The sequence below is a fragment of the Duganella sp. GW821-FHT07G03 genome, from assembly GCF_059418605.1.
In genome coordinates, this window is sequence record NZ_JBWKQE010000001.1 from 327,222 (window position 1) to 347,953 (window position 20,732).

Annotated in this window: 19 protein-coding genes and 5 tRNA genes; 2 read left to right on the forward strand and 22 right to left on the reverse strand. The window is 63.9% G+C overall.

What is annotated here, in order from left to right:
• Positions 1 to 9 precede the first annotated feature (9 nt).
• On the reverse strand, positions 10 to 2,196 hold the full coding sequence (locus tag AC07OK_RS01370; RefSeq protein WP_494688623.1) for a glycoside hydrolase family 88 protein: 2,187 nt from the start codon (positions 2,194 to 2,196) through the stop codon (positions 10 to 12).
• Between the two features lie 205 nt (positions 2,197 to 2,401).
• On the opposite strand from AC07OK_RS01370, the gene AC07OK_RS01375 reads away from it, so the two are divergent.
• Positions 2,402 to 3,562, forward strand: a complete 1,161-nt coding sequence (locus AC07OK_RS01375) for a glycoside hydrolase family 88 protein (RefSeq protein WP_494688624.1) — start codon at positions 2,402 to 2,404, stop codon at positions 3,560 to 3,562.
• A gap of 8 nt (positions 3,563 to 3,570) precedes the next feature.
• On the opposite strand, the gene AC07OK_RS01380 is transcribed toward AC07OK_RS01375, so the two are convergent.
• The gene (locus AC07OK_RS01380) at positions 3,571 to 4,011 is read right to left on the reverse strand and encodes an FKBP-type peptidyl-prolyl cis-trans isomerase (RefSeq protein ID WP_494688625.1); all 441 of its coding nucleotides are present in this window, start codon (positions 4,009 to 4,011) and stop codon (positions 3,571 to 3,573) included.
• A 37-nt stretch (positions 4,012 to 4,048) separates the two neighbouring features.
• A complete protein-coding gene (locus AC07OK_RS01385; protein ID WP_494688626.1) occupies positions 4,049 to 5,005 on the reverse strand; it encodes a sensor domain-containing diguanylate cyclase in 957 nt (318 codons plus the stop codon).
• 238 nt (positions 5,006 to 5,243) lie between these two features.
• Here AC07OK_RS01385 and AC07OK_RS01390 point away from each other — a divergent pair, with 238 nt between their 5' ends.
• Positions 5,244 to 5,483, forward strand: a complete 240-nt coding sequence (locus AC07OK_RS01390; RefSeq protein WP_494688627.1) for a hypothetical protein — start codon at positions 5,244 to 5,246, stop codon at positions 5,481 to 5,483.
• A gap of 553 nt (positions 5,484 to 6,036) precedes the next feature.
• Here AC07OK_RS01390 and AC07OK_RS01395 read toward each other — a convergent pair.
• The 19 genes from AC07OK_RS01395 to AC07OK_RS01485 form a co-directional block, all read right to left on the reverse strand.
• Positions 6,037 to 6,112 (reverse strand) — tRNA-Gly (locus AC07OK_RS01395).
• 17 nt (positions 6,113 to 6,129) lie between these two features.
• Positions 6,130 to 6,203 (reverse strand) — tRNA-Cys (locus AC07OK_RS01400).
• 56 nt (positions 6,204 to 6,259) lie between these two features.
• Positions 6,260 to 6,335 (reverse strand) — tRNA-Gly (locus AC07OK_RS01405).
• A gap of 45 nt (positions 6,336 to 6,380) precedes the next feature.
• A tRNA-Gly gene (locus AC07OK_RS01410) sits at positions 6,381 to 6,456 on the reverse strand.
• A gap of 66 nt (positions 6,457 to 6,522) precedes the next feature.
• A tRNA-Gly gene (locus AC07OK_RS01415) sits at positions 6,523 to 6,598 on the reverse strand.
• Positions 6,599 to 6,669: 71 nt separating this feature from the next.
• Positions 6,670 to 8,631, reverse strand: a complete 1,962-nt coding sequence (locus AC07OK_RS01420; RefSeq protein ID WP_494688628.1) for a DUF6351 family protein — start codon at positions 8,629 to 8,631, stop codon at positions 6,670 to 6,672.
• Positions 8,632 to 8,685: 54 nt separating this feature from the next.
• Positions 8,686 to 9,270, reverse strand: coding sequence for a CDP-diacylglycerol--glycerol-3-phosphate 3-phosphatidyltransferase (gene pgsA / locus AC07OK_RS01425; protein ID WP_494688629.1), 585 nt, complete (start codon positions 9,268 to 9,270; stop codon positions 8,686 to 8,688).
• A 96-nt stretch (positions 9,271 to 9,366) separates the two neighbouring features.
• Complete coding sequence (uvrC, locus tag AC07OK_RS01430) at positions 9,367 to 11,226, reverse strand: excinuclease ABC subunit UvrC (protein ID WP_494688630.1); 1,860 nt, start codon at positions 11,224 to 11,226, stop codon at positions 9,367 to 9,369.
• A 22-nt stretch (positions 11,227 to 11,248) separates the two neighbouring features.
• A complete protein-coding gene (acpS, locus tag AC07OK_RS01435; protein ID WP_494688631.1) occupies positions 11,249 to 11,644 on the reverse strand; it encodes a holo-ACP synthase in 396 nt (131 codons plus the stop codon).
• Positions 11,641 to 12,402, reverse strand: coding sequence for a pyridoxine 5'-phosphate synthase (pdxJ, locus tag AC07OK_RS01440; protein ID WP_494688632.1), 762 nt, complete (start codon positions 12,400 to 12,402; stop codon positions 11,641 to 11,643). Before pdxJ ends, acpS begins: the two co-directional genes overlap by 4 nt.
• 21 nt (positions 12,403 to 12,423) lie before the next feature.
• Complete coding sequence (recO, locus tag AC07OK_RS01445; protein ID WP_494688633.1) at positions 12,424 to 13,284, reverse strand: DNA repair protein RecO; 861 nt, start codon at positions 13,282 to 13,284, stop codon at positions 12,424 to 12,426.
• A gap of 21 nt (positions 13,285 to 13,305) precedes the next feature.
• Positions 13,306 to 14,208 carry a GTPase Era gene (gene era / locus AC07OK_RS01450; protein ID WP_116988253.1) on the reverse strand — a complete coding sequence of 301 codons (903 nt, stop codon included), beginning with the start codon at positions 14,206 to 14,208 and terminating at the stop codon, positions 13,306 to 13,308.
• A gap of 11 nt (positions 14,209 to 14,219) precedes the next feature.
• Positions 14,220 to 14,957 carry a ribonuclease III gene (gene rnc / locus AC07OK_RS01455; protein WP_494688634.1) on the reverse strand — a complete coding sequence of 246 codons (738 nt, stop codon included), beginning with the start codon at positions 14,955 to 14,957 and terminating at the stop codon, positions 14,220 to 14,222.
• Positions 14,958 to 15,063: 106 nt separating this feature from the next.
• A complete protein-coding gene (locus tag AC07OK_RS01460) occupies positions 15,064 to 15,453 on the reverse strand; it encodes a DUF4845 domain-containing protein (RefSeq protein WP_494688635.1) in 390 nt (129 codons plus the stop codon).
• A 38-nt stretch (positions 15,454 to 15,491) separates the two neighbouring features.
• Positions 15,492 to 16,409, reverse strand: coding sequence for a signal peptidase I (lepB, locus tag AC07OK_RS01465; RefSeq protein WP_494688636.1), 918 nt, complete (start codon positions 16,407 to 16,409; stop codon positions 15,492 to 15,494).
• On the reverse strand, positions 16,406 to 18,199 hold the full coding sequence (lepA, locus tag AC07OK_RS01470) for a translation elongation factor 4 (RefSeq protein ID WP_494688637.1): 1,794 nt from the start codon (positions 18,197 to 18,199) through the stop codon (positions 16,406 to 16,408). The genes lepB and lepA overlap by 4 nt, the downstream gene beginning before the upstream one ends.
• 247 nt (positions 18,200 to 18,446) lie before the next feature.
• On the reverse strand, positions 18,447 to 18,692 hold the full coding sequence (locus AC07OK_RS01475) for a glutaredoxin family protein (protein ID WP_217945911.1): 246 nt from the start codon (positions 18,690 to 18,692) through the stop codon (positions 18,447 to 18,449).
• A gap of 41 nt (positions 18,693 to 18,733) precedes the next feature.
• A complete protein-coding gene (locus tag AC07OK_RS01480; RefSeq protein ID WP_494689019.1) occupies positions 18,734 to 20,173 on the reverse strand; it encodes a Do family serine endopeptidase in 1,440 nt (479 codons plus the stop codon).
• A gap of 198 nt (positions 20,174 to 20,371) precedes the next feature.
• Positions 20,372 to 20,686: a sigma-E factor negative regulatory protein gene (locus AC07OK_RS01485; RefSeq protein ID WP_494688638.1), complete on the reverse strand. Its 315-nt coding sequence runs from the start codon at positions 20,684 to 20,686 to the stop codon at positions 20,372 to 20,374.
• Positions 20,687 to 20,732: the final 46 nt, after the last annotated feature.

A 20,732-nucleotide genomic window follows, 5' to 3' on the forward strand; every position in this document is an offset into this window, starting at 1 on the left:
GTGCCGGGCTTACGGCGAGACGCTGACGGCCAACGGCGCCGCCAGCCGCGCCGCGCGGTTGGCGACGTAGGCTTCCCACGCCGCCGCGTCCGGGAAATCGCCGCTCTTGCTCCAACCGGCGCCCATGTAATAGACCAGCGGCTGGCCCGGCGTGGCCGCCGCCAGCGCCAGATATTGCCCTTGCTGGGCGACGAAGCCGGTGGCGCCCGGCAGGACGATGGCGCAGGCGGCGTTGCCGTCGGCGCCGTGCTGCGGCTCCCAATAGCTCATCCAGCCACGCCGGTCTTCGCGATACTGGCCGGCGCCGTCGCGCCGGACCATGCCGACGCCAACCGTCAACGGCGCCGCGCCCGGGCTGGCAAGGCGGCTTTCGATGCGGCTGAAATTGCTGCCGGCATCGATCGACACGCGCCGGGTTTCCTCGACCTGGCGGCCAGCCGCGTCCCAGGCCGGATAGCGCAATTCGAACACCGCCCGCAGCGGGCCGTCCGCCAGCACTTTCCAGCTGCTGTAGTTGCGCGAAACGTGCAGGCGCTGGCCGTCGTAGATGCCCAAGCCGCCGCAGCCGCGGGTCTGGCCCACGTGGTAAAAGTCCAGGCCTTCGCCGCGATCGAGATGGTAGTCGCCGCGCCGGTACCACTCGTCCAGCACCAGCCGGTGCGCCGATTTGGACCAGACATCGACGCCGCTGCTGACCAGCATTTCACGCGGGTCGGTCATGATGGCCGGGCCGTACACGCGGTGCGCGGTGCGGTCGCTTTCCCAGGCGAAGTCGTCCATGCGCTCCGGCACGAAGCGGGCGTGGGCGCGCGCATCGACCGGCGGCTGGGCCGCCAGCCGGCTGCGCGGCAACAGCAGGTAGCGGCGCGTTTCACCCGGCGCCAGGTCGGCCTGGAACAACAGGCCGCGCTCGGTGGCCTGCACCGGCAGCACCCGCGCCGTCAGGCTGTCGACCAGCGCCATGTCGGCGCCCGCGCCCGGCACTTCCAGGCTCTCCTCCTGGCGGCGCAGGGCGCCGGGGTTGGCGACCGCGACCTGCCGCACGCCGCCCTGCTCCAGGCCCATGCGGTAGATTTCGCCACCGGCCAGCAGGAAGCCGCCGACCGCGAACACATCGGTCGAGGCTGGATCAAAATGCTTGGGGTCCTGGCCGATCGGCTGCACATGCACCAGGCGGCCGTCGGCTTCGACATGCGAGCTCAGCGCCTGCCAGGCGCGCTGCACCACCGGGCCGTACACGGCGCGCGGCAGCAAGCCCTGGTTCACGCCCCAGGCCAGCGCATAGGTGTACAGCGCGGTGCCGCTGGTTTCGCGGTTCGGGTAGCTGCCCGGGTCGAGCAGGCTGGCGCGCCACAGGCCGTCGGCCTGCTGCAGGCCGGCGATGCGTTCGGCCATGTCGCGGAATTGCGCCACAAAGCGCGGCCGCTCCGGATGGTTGTCGGGGATGTACTGCAGCATGCGCGCCAGCCCACCCATGACCCAGCCGTTGCCGCGTCCCCAGAACACTTTCTTGCCATTGGCTTCGCGCTGCTGGAAGTAACGGCTGTCGCGGAAATACAGGTGCTCGCTCTGGTCGTACAGGTAGTCCGAGGTTTTCCACCAATGGCTGATCGCAAATTCCAGGTAGCGCGGATCGCCGGTGGCGGCGCTCAGGCGCGCCCAGGTCGGGGGGCCCATGAACAAGGCATCGCACCACGACCAGCGGTGCAGCACGCCCGGCACCAGGAAGTCGAGCGTGCCTTCGCGCGGCTGCGCCAGCACCGCGTCGAACTGGCTGCGCATTGGCGCCAGCATGCGCGGATCGCGCACTTGCAGATACAGTTCGGCATAGGTCTGGCCGACCACCTGGTCATCGGCATGATAACGGCTCGGCCCCAGCTGCCAGCCGGCCTGCTCGCCCCGGGCCTGCATGGCGTCGCGGTATTTGCGCTGGCCCGAGATCCCGCTCAGCGCCATGAAGCCGGCGTCGCCCACGCCTTCGGTCCAGTCGTCGGCGGGATAGGTGGTGGGATGGGCCAGTTGCCAGTCGGCCACCCGCTCCATCATCGCCAGCACCGCCTGCGGCGCCGGCACGGCCGGCTGCGCGGCGGCGCTCGCGGCCGCGGCCGGCGGCGGCGCGGTGCCGGCTACGCCCATCAGGCAAAGGCTGGCGCACAAGCTAGCCAGGGGGAAGGGAGCAAGTAAGCGGCGCGACATAGGCGATCCATCCAAGGTTAAAGGAACAAATGGGTCCGGCAGGTGTGCCGGCATCGAATAAGTTAACGATACCACATAAAAATCCAGACCGCCCCAGAAATTTTCATCCTCACGGGGGCCGGCCGCTGCACTGGATGGCTAAATGCTTGAATTGCCTATCCGTTTATGGTAACGTTAACCTCATGACTTACATTTCCACCCCCGCATGACCACATCCACCGCCGGCCAGGCCACCGCACTGACGCAGGCGCTGCGCCAGATCGACGCCCTGCTGCCCGACTTCGCGGCGTCCTTCCCCGGCGACACCACGGAGGGCCAGCACTACCGGCCGCGCCAGCTCGACGGCCATGCCGTCGGCGCCAATGTGGGCTGGACCACCGGCTTCTGGACCGGCCAGCTGTGGCTGGCATACGCCGCCACCGGCGAGGCCCGCTACCGGCATGCCGCCACCGTGCAAACGACCAGCTTCATGCGGCGCCTGGCGCATCGTGACGATCTGGGCAACCATGACATCGGCTTCCTGTACCAGCTGACCTGCATTCCGGCCGGCGTGCTGGCCGCCGTGCCCGGCGCCCGCAAGTGTGCCATCGAGGCCGCCGAGTTGCTGCTGCAGCGCTTCCTGCCAGGTGCCGGCGTCATCCAGTCGTGGGGTACCCCGGACGATCCGCAACAACGCGGCCGCGTGATCATCGACGGCGCCATGAACCTGCCGCTGCTGCATTGGGCGGCACGGACCACCGGCCGCGCCGGGTTCCACCACGCCGCCGCCAGCCACCTGGAACGCATGCGCCAGCATCTGGTCCGGCCTGACGGCGCCACCTACCATACCGTGCACCTCAATCCGGTTGATGGCACGGCGCTGCGCATCTCGACCCACCAGGGGCTGTCGGACCAATCGTGCTGGGCCCGCGGCCAGGCCTGGGCCATCTACGGCTTTGCTCTCAACCATCGCCAACTGCCGGAACTGGGATTGCTGCACACGGCAATCCAGGCGGCCGATTACTTCCTCGCGCATTTACCTCCCGACGGCATCGCGCTGTGGGACCTCAGCCTGGCGCACGACAGCGGCGAGCCGCGCGACAGCTCAGCCGTCGCCATCGCCGTCTGCGGCCTGCAGGAGATTGCGGCGCAACTGGCGCCCGGCTGTCCGCGCCGGCAGCACTACGCGCAGCAAGGCCAGCGCCTGCTTCACGCCCTCATCACCCACTGCGCGGGCGCCCGCCCCGCTTGCGACGGCTTGCTGCGGCACGGCGTATATCACCGGCTAGCGGAGGCGGGAGTGGATGAGGCGACCCTGTGGGGCGATTACTATTACCTGGAAGCGCTGTTGCGCGCTGAGAAAGGCTGGACGCCGTATTTCGCCTGAGGGACAACTCAGCGCACGTCCAGCAGTTCGACGTCGAAGATCAGGGTAGCGTTCGGCGGGATCGGGCCGGCGCCGTTTTCGCCATAGCCCATGGCGGCCGGCACGATCAGCGTGCGCTTGCCGCCGACCTTCATGCCCTTGACACCCTCATCCCAGCCCGGGATGACGCGGCCGGCGCCCAGCGGGAAGCTGAACGGCTCGCGCCCGATGGAGGAATCGAACTGGGCGCCGTGCTGCGCTGGCGCACCCTGGACGTACAGCCAGCCCGTGTAGTTGACCACGGCGGTCACGCCGGCCAATGCTTCCTTGCCGGTGCCGACCACCGTGTCGATCTTTTGCAAAGGGGTGGCGTCGGCCGCCGCAGTTTGCGGCGCCTTGGCGCGCTCGCAGCCGGCCAGGGCCAAGGTCAGGGTGAGGCCGATAACGCAGGTGGACAGCAGTTGTTTCATCTTGTACTTTCGTGTGGAGTGTAAAAACGGGAATTGATCAAGTCTCGGTGTCGCAGATCCGGTCGCGCCCGGCGGACTTGGCCTGGTAGAGGCGGCGGTCGACCCGGTCCAGGAAGACGTTGCGGTCGTCATGGGCGCCGGGCACGATGGTGCCGACGCCCATGCTGACGGTGACCGCGCGGCCGACGCCCGAGCGGGCGTGCGGGATTTCCTTGTGCAGCAGCAGTTTGCGGCAGCGCTCGGCCACGTTGCGGGCGGCGTCCTCGTCGGTGGCCGGCAGCAGCAGCACAAATTCCTCGCCGCCGAAGCGCGCGCACAGGTCGCGCGTGCGGGAGGCGCAGCTGTCCAACGCCTGGGCCACGCGGCGCAGGCACTCATCGCCCTGCACATGGCCGTAGTGGTCGTTGTACTGCTTGAAGTAATCGATGTCGATGACGAGCAGCGACAGCGGCTCGCCGGTGGCGCGCGCCTTGGCCCATTCGACCGGATACAGGGTGTCGAACATGCGGCGGTTGGCCACGCCGGTCAGGCTGTCGCGGTAGGACAGCACTTCCAGCTCGCGCTGCAGTTGCAGGATCTTGTCTTCTGCCTGCTTGCGCTCGGTGATATCGAACATGAATCCGACCAACGCATCGACGCTGCCATCGGCATGCCGCACCACGTGCACCACGTCGCGGATCCAGACCTGGTCGCCATCGCGCGTGAGCGCGCGGTAGTCCGCTTCGTGGTCCACGCCCTGTTGCGACTGGGCGACACAGAAATCGACCGTCTTCTGGCGGTCTTCTTCGTGGATACGGTCGGCCCAGTCGTTCACCGACAGCCAGCTCGACTGTTTCCAGCCCAGCAGCTCTTCGATCTGCGGACCGATGTAGGTGAAGCGCATGCTGGCCCAGTCGATACGCCAGGGGATGGCGCGGGTCAATTCCAGCAGGGTGCGATAGACGAGAGGATCGGTGTCGGCGACGGCTTCGGAGTCTGGATGCGGAGAGGTCATGAATCGCGGGAATGAGCGGGGACGGCGTCATTGTGCACTAAATGTGGTGACGCCATACTGCTATCCTATCGCGATGATCTGATTCAGTGCATCTACATGGCCCGTTCCATGTCAACGGGAACTATCCCGCGCGTGGCGTTCCATTTTCTGAAGGCGAGGATCGGAGTCGAACCGATCAAGCCCGGGGCCTTCTATCAGCTTTGGTCTATAATGAAAACATCTCAGTAGGAGAAATTTCATGAAACTCAAGACGCCCGGCTCTGCTGATCGGTTCCGTTCCCCCACTACGTTACAGGGAAATGCACCATTTCTAGGTGCGACGGTGAAGCAATGGGACAAGGCCATCGTTGGCAACATGGAACACACGCTTGCCCAGATCAAACGGCGCGCTGAATTGACGCCGAAGCGTGACGTGAACAAAGCCACTAATTTTGACGTGGCGAGCTACGCTAGTCGAAGACTGGCTGGCCAAAAATAACCACCTACTTTCTGAAAACGCGGCTTTGGTCGCGTTTTTTGCCATGACCTTCGCCCTCTGGTCGTAATGTTCGCTGGTCCGAATGGTTCTGGCAAAACATCATTAATAGACGAACTTAAGCTAACCGGCCTCGCAACCATGCGCGGCGTGGTGCCATTGCCAGAGCATTTCATCAATCCGGACCAGGTGGCCAAAGACCTGAAGGGTGAATTTCCGGATCAAAATGCCCGCGACGAGGCTGCCCAACGCGCAGCGATGGCGGCGCGCGCCGAAGCAATCGCCGGACGACTGCCGTTTGCATTCGAAACGGTTATGTCACACCCCTCTCGTATCACGACTGATGCTCGAGACAGCAAACAGGACGCAAGGTCAGCTACCCGTCGCCTATCAAGATGGAGAGTCCCTTACGGTCCGCTATTCAACCGAAAATGCTCCGCTCGTTACACGTCAGGCGCAAGCTGCAAACTGATCAGGTGGACAGCGCAACCAGTGAATGCTGCCACCGTTCTTGCAATGCAAAAAGGGCAGCCACATCGGCTGCCCTTCTACATACTGGAGCGGGAGAAGAGTCTCGAACTCTCGACCTCAACCTTGGCAAGGTTGCGCTCTACCAACTGAGCTACTCCCGCTTGGAGTTCAAATTGTCTGGAGGCGAGGATCGGAGTCGAACCGACCTAGACGGCTTTGCAGGCCGCTGCATAACCGCTTTGCTACCTCGCCAGAGGAAACTATTTACTAAGACGCACAGCGGGGTTACGCGCTGCGATCCGGAATTCTGGAGCGGGAGAAGAGTCTCGAACTCTCGACCTCAACCTTGGCAAGGTTGCGCTCTACCAACTGAGCTACTCCCGCATTGGAGCTACTGATTTTTACTGCGCCAACCAGTTTCAAAGAAACTGGAGCGGGAGAAGAGTCTCGAACTCTCGACCTCAACCTTGGCAAGGTTGCGCTCTACCAACTGAGCTACTCCCGCATTTGGAGTCCAACATCATAGCAGCTAGCGGTCATTATTGCCAGTGCTACTTAGTTCTTGATAACTTGGAGCGGGAGAAGAGTCTCGAACTCTCGACCTCAACCTTGGCAAGGTTGCGCTCTACCAACTGAGCTACTCCCGCGTCGCTGTCATCAACAACAGGCCAGCATTATAGATGATCCATGGCATCTGTCAATGGCCTTGATGCCAATCTTATCGGTTCCGCTTCAAAGGCGACGGCCGGCCCTGGTCCGGCTGGCTGTAATCGCAGACGCCGTGCGGGAATATCCGCTGCAGCCAGGCCTGTTGTTGCGCCGTCCAAGCCGCGCCGGCGGGATAGCTGCCATCCCGCAGCGCTTGCGCGACCGGCTTCAGCGCGCACTTGAAGACGTCGCCCCTGATGGACTCCCCCGCCACCATGCGTGGGCTGGAAAACAGCGGAAAGGCCTTGGTGCAGGCGCCCGCCGGCCTGGCGTCCAGGATGCCGCCCCAGACAGAGGGGCCGGCGGCGATGACGGCGCCGCCGGCATCGATGCAGCGGTCGGTGAATTCGGCCGGCGCCGGGCCTCCGCTCAGGACCCGGTCCATGACCGACAAGGCTTGCAGCACCCTGTCCCGCATGTCGGCCTCGGAGCGGGTGAACCAGATCACCTGGCGCCCGGCCTCGGCGCGGTTGGCGTCCAGCAGGCGGGCCCGCACCGAGAAGGCCTGGCGCGCGTTGTGCATGTTCAGCTCCGGCTCCAGATAGGGCCGCAGATCGATCATCGGGATGCCGAGGCGCTGACCGGTGAACACCTGGCCCGCGCTGTAGGCCTTGCGCATCGCCTCCACGCTGCCGCTGCGGCGCGGCGACGGTGCGCCCTGCGGATCGCGGCAGGTGGCGCTGCGCAGCATGTTGCGGCTGTCGTAGGGGTCGTCCTTGGCCTGCCAGTCCACGAAGTCGGCCTGCTCCTTCCAGCCGCCCACGCAGGCGTTCAGGCGCAGGAATTCATCGATGCCTATACTGCCCCGCTCCAGCGCCTTCAGGCCATACTGCACGCCCTCGTTGTCGATGGAGATGGGCGCATAGCCTTGCTTGTCGGTGCCGTAGATATCCGCCAGGTCGTTCCAGTGCGTCCATTTGACATGGTCGAAGGCGCCGGCGGGATAGCGGTAGAAGGCCGCCGCGAGGTCGTAGCGGTCATCCTTGTAGCGTGGGTTCAGCACCGTCACGATTGCCATCTTCCAGCCGTTGATGCACTCGGTCGATCCGGCGCCGCCGGTCCAGGCATGGCGCGCGCTGTCGCTGGCGTTCATGCCTTCGATCGCGATCTGATTGGTCCACCTGGCCCACGGCGACGAGGGATCGAGCGCCACCTCGTCCTTGAAGTACTGGCTCAGTAGCGGGCAATCCGAGATCGGGATGGTCTGCGTGATCATGTCCGGATAGGACTGGAGCGCAATGCCGCCATCGAGCAGGCCAGGATGGTTTTGCGCGAACAGGTACTGCTGCACCGCCCCACCCGAGCCACCCAGGCCGATGGTGAACAGCGGCGCGCCATAGGCTTCGACAAAGCGGGCCTTGGTCAGCATGGCGGTCTGCCCGGCCAGGCGCATGTTGTAATGGACGCCGGCCTCATTGCCGGACGAGCTGACGATGGCGTAGCCCTGCTCCAGCATGGGGACCATCAACTGGCGCTCGTTGCCGCTCAAGCCTCCGGGCTTGAACCACAGCGGCAAGCCTTGATGATGGCCGATGCCGACACCGCCGCCCAGCCAGTACACCAGCTTGCGGTTCCAGGCCGCCGGCGCCAGCATGGCGATGGTGTACACGAAACGGTTGATGGTGCCGACTTCCACCCGCACCACGAAGGGCACGGCCGCGCCGTTGCGCTGTATGGTCGTGAGGTCGGGTGGCGGTGCGGTGTAGCCGGTGGCGGGATCGAAAGGCTTGAAGCGGCTGCCGGCAAGGTAGAAGTACTGGACCCGCGTGGCGATGCTGCAATTGCGGCTGTAGCCGACGATGGCGCCGCTGCTTTCATCGACCACGGGGTGACCGATGCCGTCCTGGTTGTCGACGCTGGGCTGGCCCAGGCCTGCTTCCTGCGTGCGGCAGACGAAAGGTTGTTGCTGCGCCTGCGCTGCCAGGCAGATTGCGGTTGCCGCGCAAGCGGCCAGGAATCTCCAGAACGCCATGGCAGTGCTCCTGATCTGGTGTGGTGAACCTCAGCAGATCATAGCATTTTGTTACTAGCTCAGCGTGCCCGCTTTTTCCTTGATCAGCGGCCAGGCCAGGCGCAGGTAGTAGAACATCGACCACACCGTCAGCACGGCCGCCACTTCCAGCAGGCGCGAGCCCCAGAACTGGGTGTCGATGGCGCCCCACAGCACGTCATGGAACAGCAGCAGTGGAATGGCCATCATCTGCGCGGTGGTCTTGATCTTGCCCAGCGAGCTGACCGCCACCGATTTGGAGGCGCCGATTTGAGCCATCCATTCGCGCAGCGCCGAAATGGCGATCTCGCGGCCGATGATGACGAACGACAGCACGGCGTTGGCGCGGTCCAGCTGCACCAGCACCAGCAAGGCGCCCGCCACCATCAGCTTGTCCGCGACCGGGTCGAGGAAGGCGCCGAAGGCCGAGGTCTGGTTCCAGCGGCGCGCCAGGAAACCGTCGAACCAGTCGGTGACGGCGGCGACGATGAACACCAGCGTGGCCGCCAGGTTCTGATCCGCCACGGGCAGCACGGTGGTGGGCAGATAGTAGACGCCTACCACCAGCGGAATCAGCGCAACGCGCAACCAGGTCAACAGTATCGGTATATTGAAGGGCATAAGCTCGAAAATTAGTGCGGCCGTGAAAATTGTTAATGCGCCGCTAGTCTACCTTGCCGCCGCACATTAAACCAGCGCACTGTTGTTGTGCACGCCTTAATGGAGCTGGCGGTAGATTTCCTCGGCCAGCGCACTCGAGATGCCCTCGACCTGCTTCAGGTCCTCGATGCTGGCGTCGACCACGCCGCGCAGGCCGCCAAAGCGCGCCAGCAGGCGCTGGCGGCGCTTGGCGCCTATGCCTTCGATCTCCTCCAGGCGCGAGGTCTGGCGCGTCTTGGCGCGCTTGGCGCGCATGCCGGTGATGGCGAAGCGGTGCGCCTCGTCGCGGATCTGCGCCACCAGCATCAGCGCCGCCGATTCCTTGCCCAGCTCCTGCGCGGCCCGGCCATCGACAAACATCAGCGTCTCCAGGCCGACGCGCCGCCCTTCCCCCTTGGCGACGCCGACGATCAGGCTGATGTCCAGCCCCAGCTCGGCGAACACCTGGCGCGCCATTTCGATCTGGCCCTTGCCGCCGTCGATCAGCACCACGTCCGGCATCACGCCGTCGCCGTTGGCGACCTTTTCGTAGCGGCGCATCAGCACCTGGCGCATCGCCGCGTAATCGTCGCCGGGGGTGATGTCGTTGATGTTGTAGCGGCGGTATTCGCCGTTCTGCATCTGGTGGTGATGGAACACCACGCACGAGGCCTGCGTGGCCTCGCCCTGCGTGTGCGAGATGTCGAAGCATTCCACGCGCAGCGCGTCGATGTCTTCCGGCTCCAGCTGCAACGCCTCGACCAGCGCGCGCGTGCGCGACTGCTGCGAGCCCTGCTCCGACAGCAGCCGCGCCAGCGAGATCTCGGCGCCCTTCTGCGCCAGCTCCAGCCATTTGCGGCGCTGGTCCTGCGGCTGGAAGATCAGGTGAATGCGGTGGCCGCACTGCTCCTGCAAGGCCTGCATCAGCGCCGGGTGGTCGAATTCGATGTTCAGGATCAGCGTGCCGGGGATGAACTTCTCGGTGTAGTGCTGGACCAGGAAGGCGGCCAGCACCTCAAGCTCGATCGGCTCTTCCGCGATCGCGGCGGCGTCGCCGATATGGTGGGGGAAGTAGGCGCGGTCGCCCAGGTGGCGGCCGCCGCGCACCATCGCCAGGTTGACGCAGGCGCGCCCGCCCTGCACCAGCACGGCGATGATGTCGACGTCGGCGTCGCCGGTGGTTTCCATGCTTTGCTGGTGCAGCACGCGCGACAGCGACTGGATCTGGTTGCGCACCCCGGCGGCCAGCTCGAATTTGAGCTCGCCGGCGTAGGCGTGCATCTTCTTTTCCAGGTCGGCCATCACTTCGCTCTGGCGGCCGCGCAGGAAGCGCGCGGCGTTTTCGACGTCGGCCTTGTAGTCTTCCTTGCTGATCAGGTCCACGCACGGCCCGCTGCAGCGGCCGATCTGGTGCAGCAGGCATGGGCGGGTGCGGTTGGAATACACGCTGTCTTCGCAGGTGCGGATCAGGAATACCTTCTGCAGGATCTGCATCGATTCCTTGACCGCCCACGAGCTGGGGAACGGGCCGAAATACTGGTTCTTCTTGTCCACCGCGCCGCGGTAATAGACCATGCGCGGCGCGTCGCCGCCGGTGATCTTCAGGTAAGGATAGGATTTATCGTCGCGGAACAGGATGTTGAAGCGCGGGCTGAGGGCCTTGATCAGGTTATTCTCAAGGATCAGCGCTTCGGCTTCGCTGTGGGTGACGGTGGTCTCCAGCCGCGCGATGCGTTCGACCATCATGGCGATGCGCGGGCTGCTAAGGTTTTTCTGGAAGTAGCTGGAGACGCGCTTCTTCAGGTCGCGCGCCTTGCCGACGTAGAGCACCTTGTCGTCGGCGTCGAAATAGCGGTACACGCCCGGCAGGTTGGGCAGCTTGGCGACGGTGGCCAGCACCTGTTCGCGCGGATCGGGCGCGGCTTCCAGTTCAGTCATACTATTTTCTCACTGCGTTTTCTCACTGCGCTTGTTCAACGATGACGAAGGCGACGGCGTATTCTTCCTCGTCGCTGACCGTCACCTGTACCGACAGCTTATGCTTTTCCATGAATTCCTTCAGCACCCCGCTGCAGACGATCATCGGCTTGCCGCTGGGCGCGTTGAGCATCTGCGCGGCCGGCCAGGTCATCGGCATGCGCATGCCCAGGCCGATGGCCTTGGAGAAGGCTTCCTTGGCGGCGAAGCGGGTGGCGACGAAACGGATGCCGCGCGCCGCGTTCTTGGTCTTGCGCGCCAGGTACTTTTCCATCTCCTGCGGACCGAGGATCTTGGCGGCGAAACGGTCGCCGTTGCGCGCCAGCGCCGCCTCGATGCGCGGGATCTTGCAGATGTCGGTACCTATGCCGTAGATCACTTGGCCCGTCCCAGGCGGGTCGAGACCATGATGGCCTTCATCTCGCGCACGGCGTTTTCCCAGCCGACGAACACCGAATGGGCGACGATGGCGTGGCCGATATTGAGCTCGGCGATTTCCGGAATCGCGGCGATGGCTTGCACGTTGGTGTAGTGCAGGCCGTGGCCGGCGTTGACCTTCAGGCCCTTCGACACGCCATACAGCACGCCGCGGTGGATGCGTTCCAGTTCGGCGGCCTGCTCGGCGCCTTCGGTGTCGGCGTAGCGGCCGGTGTGCAGCTCGATCACCGGCGCGCCGATTTCGGCGGTGGCGTTCATCTGCGCTTCGTCGGCGTCGATGAACAGACTGACGCGGATGCCTTCGGCCTGCAACTGCTTGACGGCGGCCTGCACGGCCTTGAAGTGGGTGACGACATCGAGGCCGCCTTCGGTGGTGACTTCGGTGCGCTTCTCGGGCACCAGGCAGACGTCGGCCGGCTTGATGCGGCAGGCGAAGTCGATCATCTCCTGCGTGACGGCCGCTTCCAGGTTCATGCGGGTCAGCAGCTGGGGCGCCAGCGCGATCACGTCGGCATCCTTGATGTGGCGGCGGTCTTCGCGCAGGTGCAGGGTGATGCAGTCGGCGCCGGCCTGCTCGGCCAGCAGCGCGGCGCGGATCGGGTCCGGATAGGTGGTGCCGCGCGCGTTGCGCAAGGTGGCGACGTGGTCGATGTTCACGCCGAGGTCGATGATGGTGCCGGATGGTTGCAGGAAGCTCATTAGTCTATACCGTTTATCTAGTTATAACTGCATCAAGTCAATCAGGATCTGGCGCGTGTTCAACGGCGCGCCGCCCAGGTGGTGCGCCAGCAGGAAGCGCATCAGCTGCTTGCTCTGCGCCTGGGTGGCGGCGTCCTGGTAGTCTTCGCGTTCCATGTCGAGCAGGGTCTTGCCGGCCACGCGCGGCCACGGATCGGCGGCGCGCTCGGGGCGCGGGCCGCGTTCCGGATCCACCACGTAGACCACGTCGGCCTGCACGGCGCGGCGGGTTTCGGTGCAGCGGGTCAGGTCGGCGGCGACACCTGTCTCCTTAAGTAGGGCCCGTTCGAATTTTCTCAAGACGATGGGCGGAGGTTCGTTGTGCGCCAGCTGGTTCAAGGTGGCGACGTAGTGGTCGAACAGGCGCGGGTGCGCGTCGTCGCGCGCCAGCAGCTTGACCAGCAGCTCGTTCAGGTAGAAGCCGCACAGCAGCGCGGTCTTTTCCAGCGGCAGCATGCCGCCCACCCATTCGGCCTCGGTCAGCGTGCGCAGTTCGGATTTGCCGACCCAGCTGGACGACAGCGGCTGGAAGGTTTGCAGCACGCCGCGCAGTTGCGAGTGCGGCCGCTTGGCGCCCTTGGCGATCAAGGCCACGCGGCCGAAGTCGCGCGTGAACAGGTCGATGATGAGACTGGTTTCTTTGTAGGGATAGCTGTGCAGGACGAAGGCCGGCTGGCCTGCAACCTTGGTGCCGAAGGTGCGCTCGCGCGACGGTGCGCGCGGGCGTTTGGGAGTTGTTGGTGCTGCTGGTGCTGCGGGTGCGGGCACCACTTCACGCTCCGCCTCAGGCACGGCCTGCTGCGGTGCCGCTGCGATGTCGGCCTCTAGCGTGGTGGTGGACATCGTCCCTCGCTTTTTCTGCTATTACTCGTAGCCGTAGGCGCGCAGACCCGCTTCGTTGTCGGCCCAGCCGGATTTGACCTTGACCCAGATCTCCAGGTACACCGGGCCGCCGAACAGTTTTTCCATGTCCAGGCGGGCCTGGGTGGAGACTTCCTTCAGGCGCGCGCCCTTGTTACCGATGATCATGGACTTGTGCGTGTCGCGCTCGACCAGGATGGCGGCGAACACGCGGCGCAGGTCGCCTTCCTGTTCGAACTGCTCGATCAGCACGGTGCTGGTGTAAGGCAGTTCGTCGCCGACGAAGCGGAACAGTTTTTCGCGGACGATTTCCGACGCCAGGAATTTCTCGCTGCGGTCGGTGATGTCGTCCGGTCCGAAGATAGGCTGGTTCTCCGGCAGGAAACGCTTGATCTCTTTTTCCAGGCCGTCCAGCTGGAAGCGCAGCTTGGCCGACACCGGCACGATGGCGGCGAAGTTGAACTTGGCCGCGACCTGCTGGGCGAACGGCAGCAGCACCGCCTTGTCCTTGACGCGGTCGGACTTGTTGATCACCAGGATCACCGGCACTTCGGTCGGCAGCAGGTCCATCACTTGCTGGTCGGCCGGGCCGAAGGTGCCCGCCTCGATCACGTACAGGATCAGGTCGGACGAGATCAGGGTGTTGGTGACGGTCTTGTTGAGCGTCTTGTTCAGCGCGTTCGAGTGGCGGGTCTGGAAACCCGGCGTGTCGACGTAGATGAACTGGGCGTCGTCATGGGTCTGGATGCCGGTGATGCGGTGGCGCGTGGTCTGCGCCTTGCGCGAGGTGATGCTGACCTTGGCGCCAATCAGCGTATTCATCAGGGTCGATTTGCCCACGTTCGGGCGGCCCACGATGGCGATATAGCCACAACGGAAGTTGGCGGAGGTCGTTTCGGTATTCATTTCAGTTCTCTTTACTTGTTTGCTGCTTTGGCAGGCGGTGGCGACGGTTCATTACCGGCCTCGGTCGTCTGCACGGTGGCGATGCCGGCCAGCTTGAGCTGGGCAGCGCGCGGTTTGGACTTGCGGCCGGCGGCCGGCGTCTTCACCAACGCTTGTTCGGCCACTTCCAGCGCCAATTTGGCGGCGGCCTGTTCGCCGGCGCGGCGGCTTCCGCCGCGTCCGTAGACCTGGATGCCCAGCTTGGGCACCAGACATTCGATTTCGAATTCCTGGCTGTGCGCGGCGCCATGGGTGGCAACCACATTGTACAGCGGAAGTGAAATCTTCTTACTTTGGAGGAATTCCTGCAGCAGGGTCTTGGCGTCCTTGCCCAGGGTTTGCGGGTCCACCGATTCCAGGATGGGAATGTAGAAGGCCCGGATCACGTCGCGCGCGGGGTTGAAGCCGGCGTCGAGGAAGATGGCGCCCAGCAGCGCTTCCAGCGTGTCGGCCAGGATCGAGGGACGGCGGAAACCGCCCGACTTCAACTCCCCTTCCCCCAGCCGCAGGAACTGCGACAGCTCCAGCTTTTGCGCGATCTCGTACAGCGACTGCTGCTTGACCAGGTTGGCGCGCAGGCGCGACAGGTCGCCCTCGTCGATCGTCACGAAACGCTCGTACAGGATGGACGCCACCACGCAGTTCAGGATCGAATCGCCCAGGAACTCCAGTCGTTCATTATGCAAACTGCTGTGGCTACGGTGCGTCAAGGCTTGCTGCAACAGGCCAGCATCCTGGAACGTATAGCCTAAGCGGTTTTGCAATAACTGAAGATTCATTATACGGTTCGGTTCTTTTTTAAGCTGATTGCTTGATTTATTGATCGGTCTTGGCCGGGGCAGGCACGCCGTTTTTCGACGTGGTGCCCTGGTATTCCAACAACAGGCTGGCCGGGCCAACCAGCGGGATTTTCTTTTCGTAGGCGAAGCTGATTTCGAACTCGCCATTTTCCTTGGCGATCAGCAGATCGTGGCTGGTGATCGAGCTGATGTAGCCGGTGGTGGCGTTGGCGTCGAACGACTTCTGCATCTCCAGCACGGAACCGCCGGTGGCCTTGGCCGTGACGATGGCGTTCTGGATCGCCCGGTATTCGGTGTAGGTCGGCACGATCTTCAGCGCCAGCACGCCGACAAAGCCCAGCGCGGCCAGCACGATGATCAGTCCGACCAGGGAAACGCCCTGCTGCTGCTTCAAGCTTGATTGCATCTTAGTCCCTTTCGCCGTGGCCCGCCGAGCGTGGATGATTAATGGATGCTGCCGATGCGGCGCAGGTTACCCAGGTTCATCCACACGAAGAATGCTTTACCAACAATGTTCTTGTCCGGCACAAAGCCCCAGTAGCGGCTGTCCGCGCTGTTGTCGCGGTTGTCGCCCATCATGAAGTAATTTCCCTGCGGAACTACGCAGGTAAAGCCTTCATACTTGTAGGTGCAATTTTCGCTGTACGGGAACTTCTTCACGCCATCCAGGCTCAGCGTAGGCGCAGCCTCGTTGTTGAGGATGCGGTGGCTGACGCCGGTCAAGTCTTCCTGGAACTGCTTGTTGTAGGCCAGGTGCTCGTCGTCGAGGTAGTCGTCCAGCGGCGTGTACTTCACTACCGCGCCGTTCACCGTTAAGCGTTTGTTTTCATATGTGATTTTATCACCCGGCACGCCAATGACGCGCTTGATGTAATCCTGGCTCATGTCCAGCGGATATTTGAACACCATCACATCGCCGCGCTGCGGGTTGTTGATCTGCACGATCTTCTGGTTCAACACCGGCAGGCGGATGCCGTAGGTGAACTTGTTCACCAGGATCAGATCGCCCACCAGCAGGGTCGGCACCATCGACGACGACGGGATCTTGAACGGCTCGTACAGGAACGAGCGCAGGAAGAACACCAGCGCGATCACCGGGAAGAAACTGCCCGAGTATTCGATCCAGGTCGGCTGGCGCAGCAGCGCGGCCTCGATCGCGGCGCGATTGCCCTGGTTGTCGAGCTTGATGCCGTCGGCGGTCAGCTTGGCGTTGCGGGCGTCGTAGTCGGCCAGCGCGCGGTCGGCGGCGGCACGGCGCTGCTTGGCCAGGTAGAACACATCCAGGAACCAGATCACACCGGTGATCACCATCAGCACGAACAGGATTAAAGCAAAGTTACCTAAGATCACTTGCAGGTTCATTTGTCGTCCACTTGTAAGATTGCCAGGAACGCTTCTTGTGGAATCTCTACCGAGCCCACTTGCTTCATGCGTTTTTTACCTGCTTTTTGCTTCTCCAACAACTTCTTCTTACGGCTGATGTCGCCGCCGTAGCACTTGGCCAGCACGTTCTTGCGCAAGGCCTTGACGTTCTCGCGCGAGATCACGTTGACGCCGATGGCCGCCTGGATCGCCACGTCGAACATCTGGCGCGGGATCAGTTCGCGCATCTTGGCCGCCACCTGGCGGCCGCGATAGGCGGAGTTGGAACGGTGCACGATGATGGCCAGCGCGTCGACCTTCTCGCCGTTGATCAACATGTCGACCTTGACCACGTCGGAGGCGCGGTATTCCTTGAACTCGTAGTCCATCGAGGCGTAGCCGCGCGAGGTCGATTTGAGCTTGTCGAAGAAGTCCAGCACGATCTCGCCCATCGGCATTTCGTACACCAGCTTGACCTGGCGGCCGTGGTAGGCCATATCCATCTGCACGCCGCGCTTGCCGATGCACAGCGTGATCACCGAGCCGACGTATTCTTGCGGCATGTACAGATTGACCGTGACGATAGGCTCGCGGATCTCGTTGATCTTGGTCGGCTCAGGCATCTTCGATGGATTGTCCACCTTGACGATGCTGTCGTCGCGCATGACCACCTCGTACACCACGGTCGGCGCGGTGGTGATCAGGTCCTGGTCGAATTCGCGCTCCAGGCGTTCCTGGACGATTTCCATGTGCAGCAGGCCGAGGAAGCCGCAGCGGAAGCCGAAGCCCAGCGCCTGCGACACTTCCGGCTCGTACATCAGCGCGGCGTCGTTCAGTTTCAGCTTTTCCAGCGAGTCGCGCAGCGCGTCGTACTGGTTGGCTTCGACCGGGAACAGGCCGGCGAACACCTGCGGCTGCACTTCCTTGAAGCCCGGCAGCGGCGCGGCGGCGGGACGGTTGGCCAGGGTGACGGTATCGCCCACCTTGGCGGCCTTCAATTCCTTGATGCCGGCGATGATGAAGCCCACCTGGCCGGCCGACAGCTGCGGCAGCGAGACCGAGCGCGGCGCGAAGATGCCGACGTCTTCCACCAGCTGCAGCGAGTCGGTGGCCATCAGCTTGATCTTGTCCTTGGGCTTGAGGGTGCCGTTCATCACGCGCACCAGCATCACCACGCCGACGTAGGCGTCGTACCAGGAGTCGACGATCAGCGCCTGCAGCGGCGCGTCCGGGTCGCCCTTCGGCGGCGGCACCTTGGCGATGATCGATTCCAGCACGTCTTCCACGCCCAGGCCGGTCTTGGCCGAGCAGTGGACGGCGTCGCCGGCTTCGATGCCGATCACGTCTTCGATCTCGGCGATGGCGGTCGGCGGATCGGCGTTCGGCAAGTCGATCTTGTTGAGCACCGGCACCACTTCCACGCCCAGGTCGAGCGCGGTGTAGCAGTTGGCCACGGTCTGGGCTTCCACGCCCTGGGAAGCGTCGACCACCAGCAGCGCGCCTTCGCAGGCTGACAGCGAGCGCGACACTTCGTAGGAGAAGTCGACGTGGCCGGGGGTGTCGATCAGGTTCAGGTTGTAGATCTGGCCGTCGCGGGCCTTGTATTTCAGGGCCGCGGTCTGCGCTTTGATCGTAATGCCGCGTTCGCGCTCCAGATCCATCGAATCGAGCACTTGCGACTCCATCTCGCGTTCGGACAAGCCACCGCACAATTGAATGATACGGTCCGCCAGGGTGGATTTACCGTGGTCGATGTGGGCGATGATGGAAAAATTGCGTATGTTGTTCATTAACAAATATTCAAAAACGGGTTTGAAACGACGGGGGCGCGGAAACCGCGCGCAATACGAAAAAAGCGCTCCGAGCGGGGCGGTAATGCCCTGGCGAGCGCCTTGATGACAGCCACTAAAAGCAAAACGTAAGCTTTTCTACCCCCGCATTTTACCGGATTTCAGAGGGGAAAGGCCGACTTATGCGGTGTGAAATGCATATTGCTTAAGGTCCGGGGGCAAAAAATGTCGCGAGGATGCTTATTTATTAAGCAGATTTGAGCAGTTGCCGCACTTTTGCTTCGTCCAGGAAGTAGTGGCACAGCTCGGGCTGGGACAGGTCGGCGTACAGCACCGGCACCAGTTCGTCGAAACGGGCCACCAGGGCGTCGTCGGCATCGACGTCGATCACGTCGACGGTGATGGGCCGTTCCGGCGTTTGCAGGCGCATCAGGGCGTCCAGCATGTCCTGGCACAGGTGGCAGTAGCTGCGGGAGTAGAGGGTAAAATGCATGACTGGCGCCCCGCCGCGCCGAAACGGGCGGGGCGAACTCCTTACTTGGCGCTAGGACGCACGGAAACGAACTGCGTGACGTCGCCGCGGCGCACCAGCAGCACCGAGGCCTTCTTCGCGTCGAGCTTGGCCACGGCCGCGTTGAACTGCCTGGCGTCCTTGATTTCAACGTTATTCAATTGCAGCAGCACGTCGCCTTCCAGCACGCCGGCGCGGCCGGCCACGCCTTCGGCCGAGTCCACCACCACGCCGCCGTCAACGCCCAGGTCCTTCTTCTGCTCGGCCGTCAGGTCGCTGACCTTCAAGCCCAGCGCGTTGGCCTTGACCACCGCCTCCGGCTCGGTCTTGCCGGCCTTGGCCGTCTTGTCCGCCTGCAGCTCGGCCACGGTCACCGCCAGGTCCAGCTGCTGACCCTTGCGCCATACCGTCACGGTGGCCTTGCTGGCCAGCGCCGTGCCGCCCACCAAGCGCGGCAGGTCGGACGATCGGTTCACCGGCACGCCGTTGAACTTGAGGATGATATCGCCCGCCTTGATGCCGGCCTTGTCGGCAGGACCGCCCGGCTCCACCAGCGACACTTCGGCGCCCTGCGCGCTCTTCAAGCCCAGCGATTCCGCCACTTCCTTGCTGACTTCGCCGATCTGCACGCCGATGCGCCCGCGCGTGACTTTGCCGCTTTTCTTCAGCTGCTCCGACACGCGGATCGCCTCGTCGATCGGCACGGCGAAGGAAATGCCGTTGTAGCCGCCCGACAGCGTGGCGATCTGCGAGTTGATGCCGATCACCTCGCCGCGCATATTGATCAGCGGGCCGCCCGAGTTGCCGGGATTGACCGCGACATCGCTCTGGATCAGCGCCAGGTAGTCGCCGGTGTCGCGCTGCTTGGCCGAGATGATGCCGGCGGTGACGGTGTTTTCCAGGTTGAACGGCGAGCCGATCGCGATCACCCATTCGCCGACGCGGATCTTGTCCGAATCGCCCATGAGCAGGAACGGCAGCTTGTCGCCCTCGATCTTGAGCACGGCGACGTCGGTGCGGGCGTCGGCGCCCAGCACCTTGGCCTTGAACTCGCGCTTGTCGGTCAAGGTGACGAACACCTCGTCGGCGCCGTCGACCACGTGGGCGTTGGTCATCACGTAGCCATCGGCCGACAGGATGAAGCCGGAACCGACGCCGCGCTGCACCGGCTCGTCGGACGGCGCCTGGCGGCGGCCGCGCGGCACGCTCTTGCCGCCGGGATTGCCCGGCTGCGGCAAGGCGCCGCCAAAGAAGCGGCGCAGGAATTCCTGCATTTCCTCTTCGCCCGGCTGGCCGTCGGCGTTGCCGCGGCTGCCCAGCTTGAGACGTTCGGTGGTGCGGATGTTGACCACCGCCGGGCCGACGCGGTCGACCAGGTCGGCAAAGTCCGGCAGGCCGATGACGGCGCCGGTGACCGGCGCGGCGGCCGTCGCAGCCGCCATGCCGAGCACGGCCGGCGACATCCATACGCTTGCGCTGACCAGCAGCGCGGAAAGAGTTTTACTACCAACAGAGAAATTATTTTTCATGGAAAGTATCGGTCTCTATAAAGTTCTGGAACGCACGTACCCCTCGGGCGAGCCGCGCGAGGCTAAGGCTAGCGTATGGTAAGCGAAAAGTCGCCCGACGGTGCGTACGCAGATGTTAAAAGCGTATGCTTTTCAAGGCAAGATGACGTCCGCCGGTGACTCGGCCGGATCGGGCGCCAGAGGGCCGGCTGCGCGGCCCGCCGGTGCGGCATCGGGGACATGGGCAGGTTCGGCCGCCAGGCGCGCCGCCAGCGAGGCGCTGAAGCCTTCGCTCAGCTCGCCTTTGGCCTGGTCGCGCAGCACGTCGCCGGTCAGATGGTAGGCGCGCCAGGCGGCTTGCCCTTCCGGCGTGTCCAGCGCCGCCAGGGCCAGTTCGCGCTCGCTGTCCGCCAACTCGCCGTCGGCCAGCGCCGAGATGTTTTCGTGCAGTCTTTTCTGGGTATCCATCGCGTTTCCCGCCATGTCAAAACAAGTCCGCCGCGCCAGCCGCAGG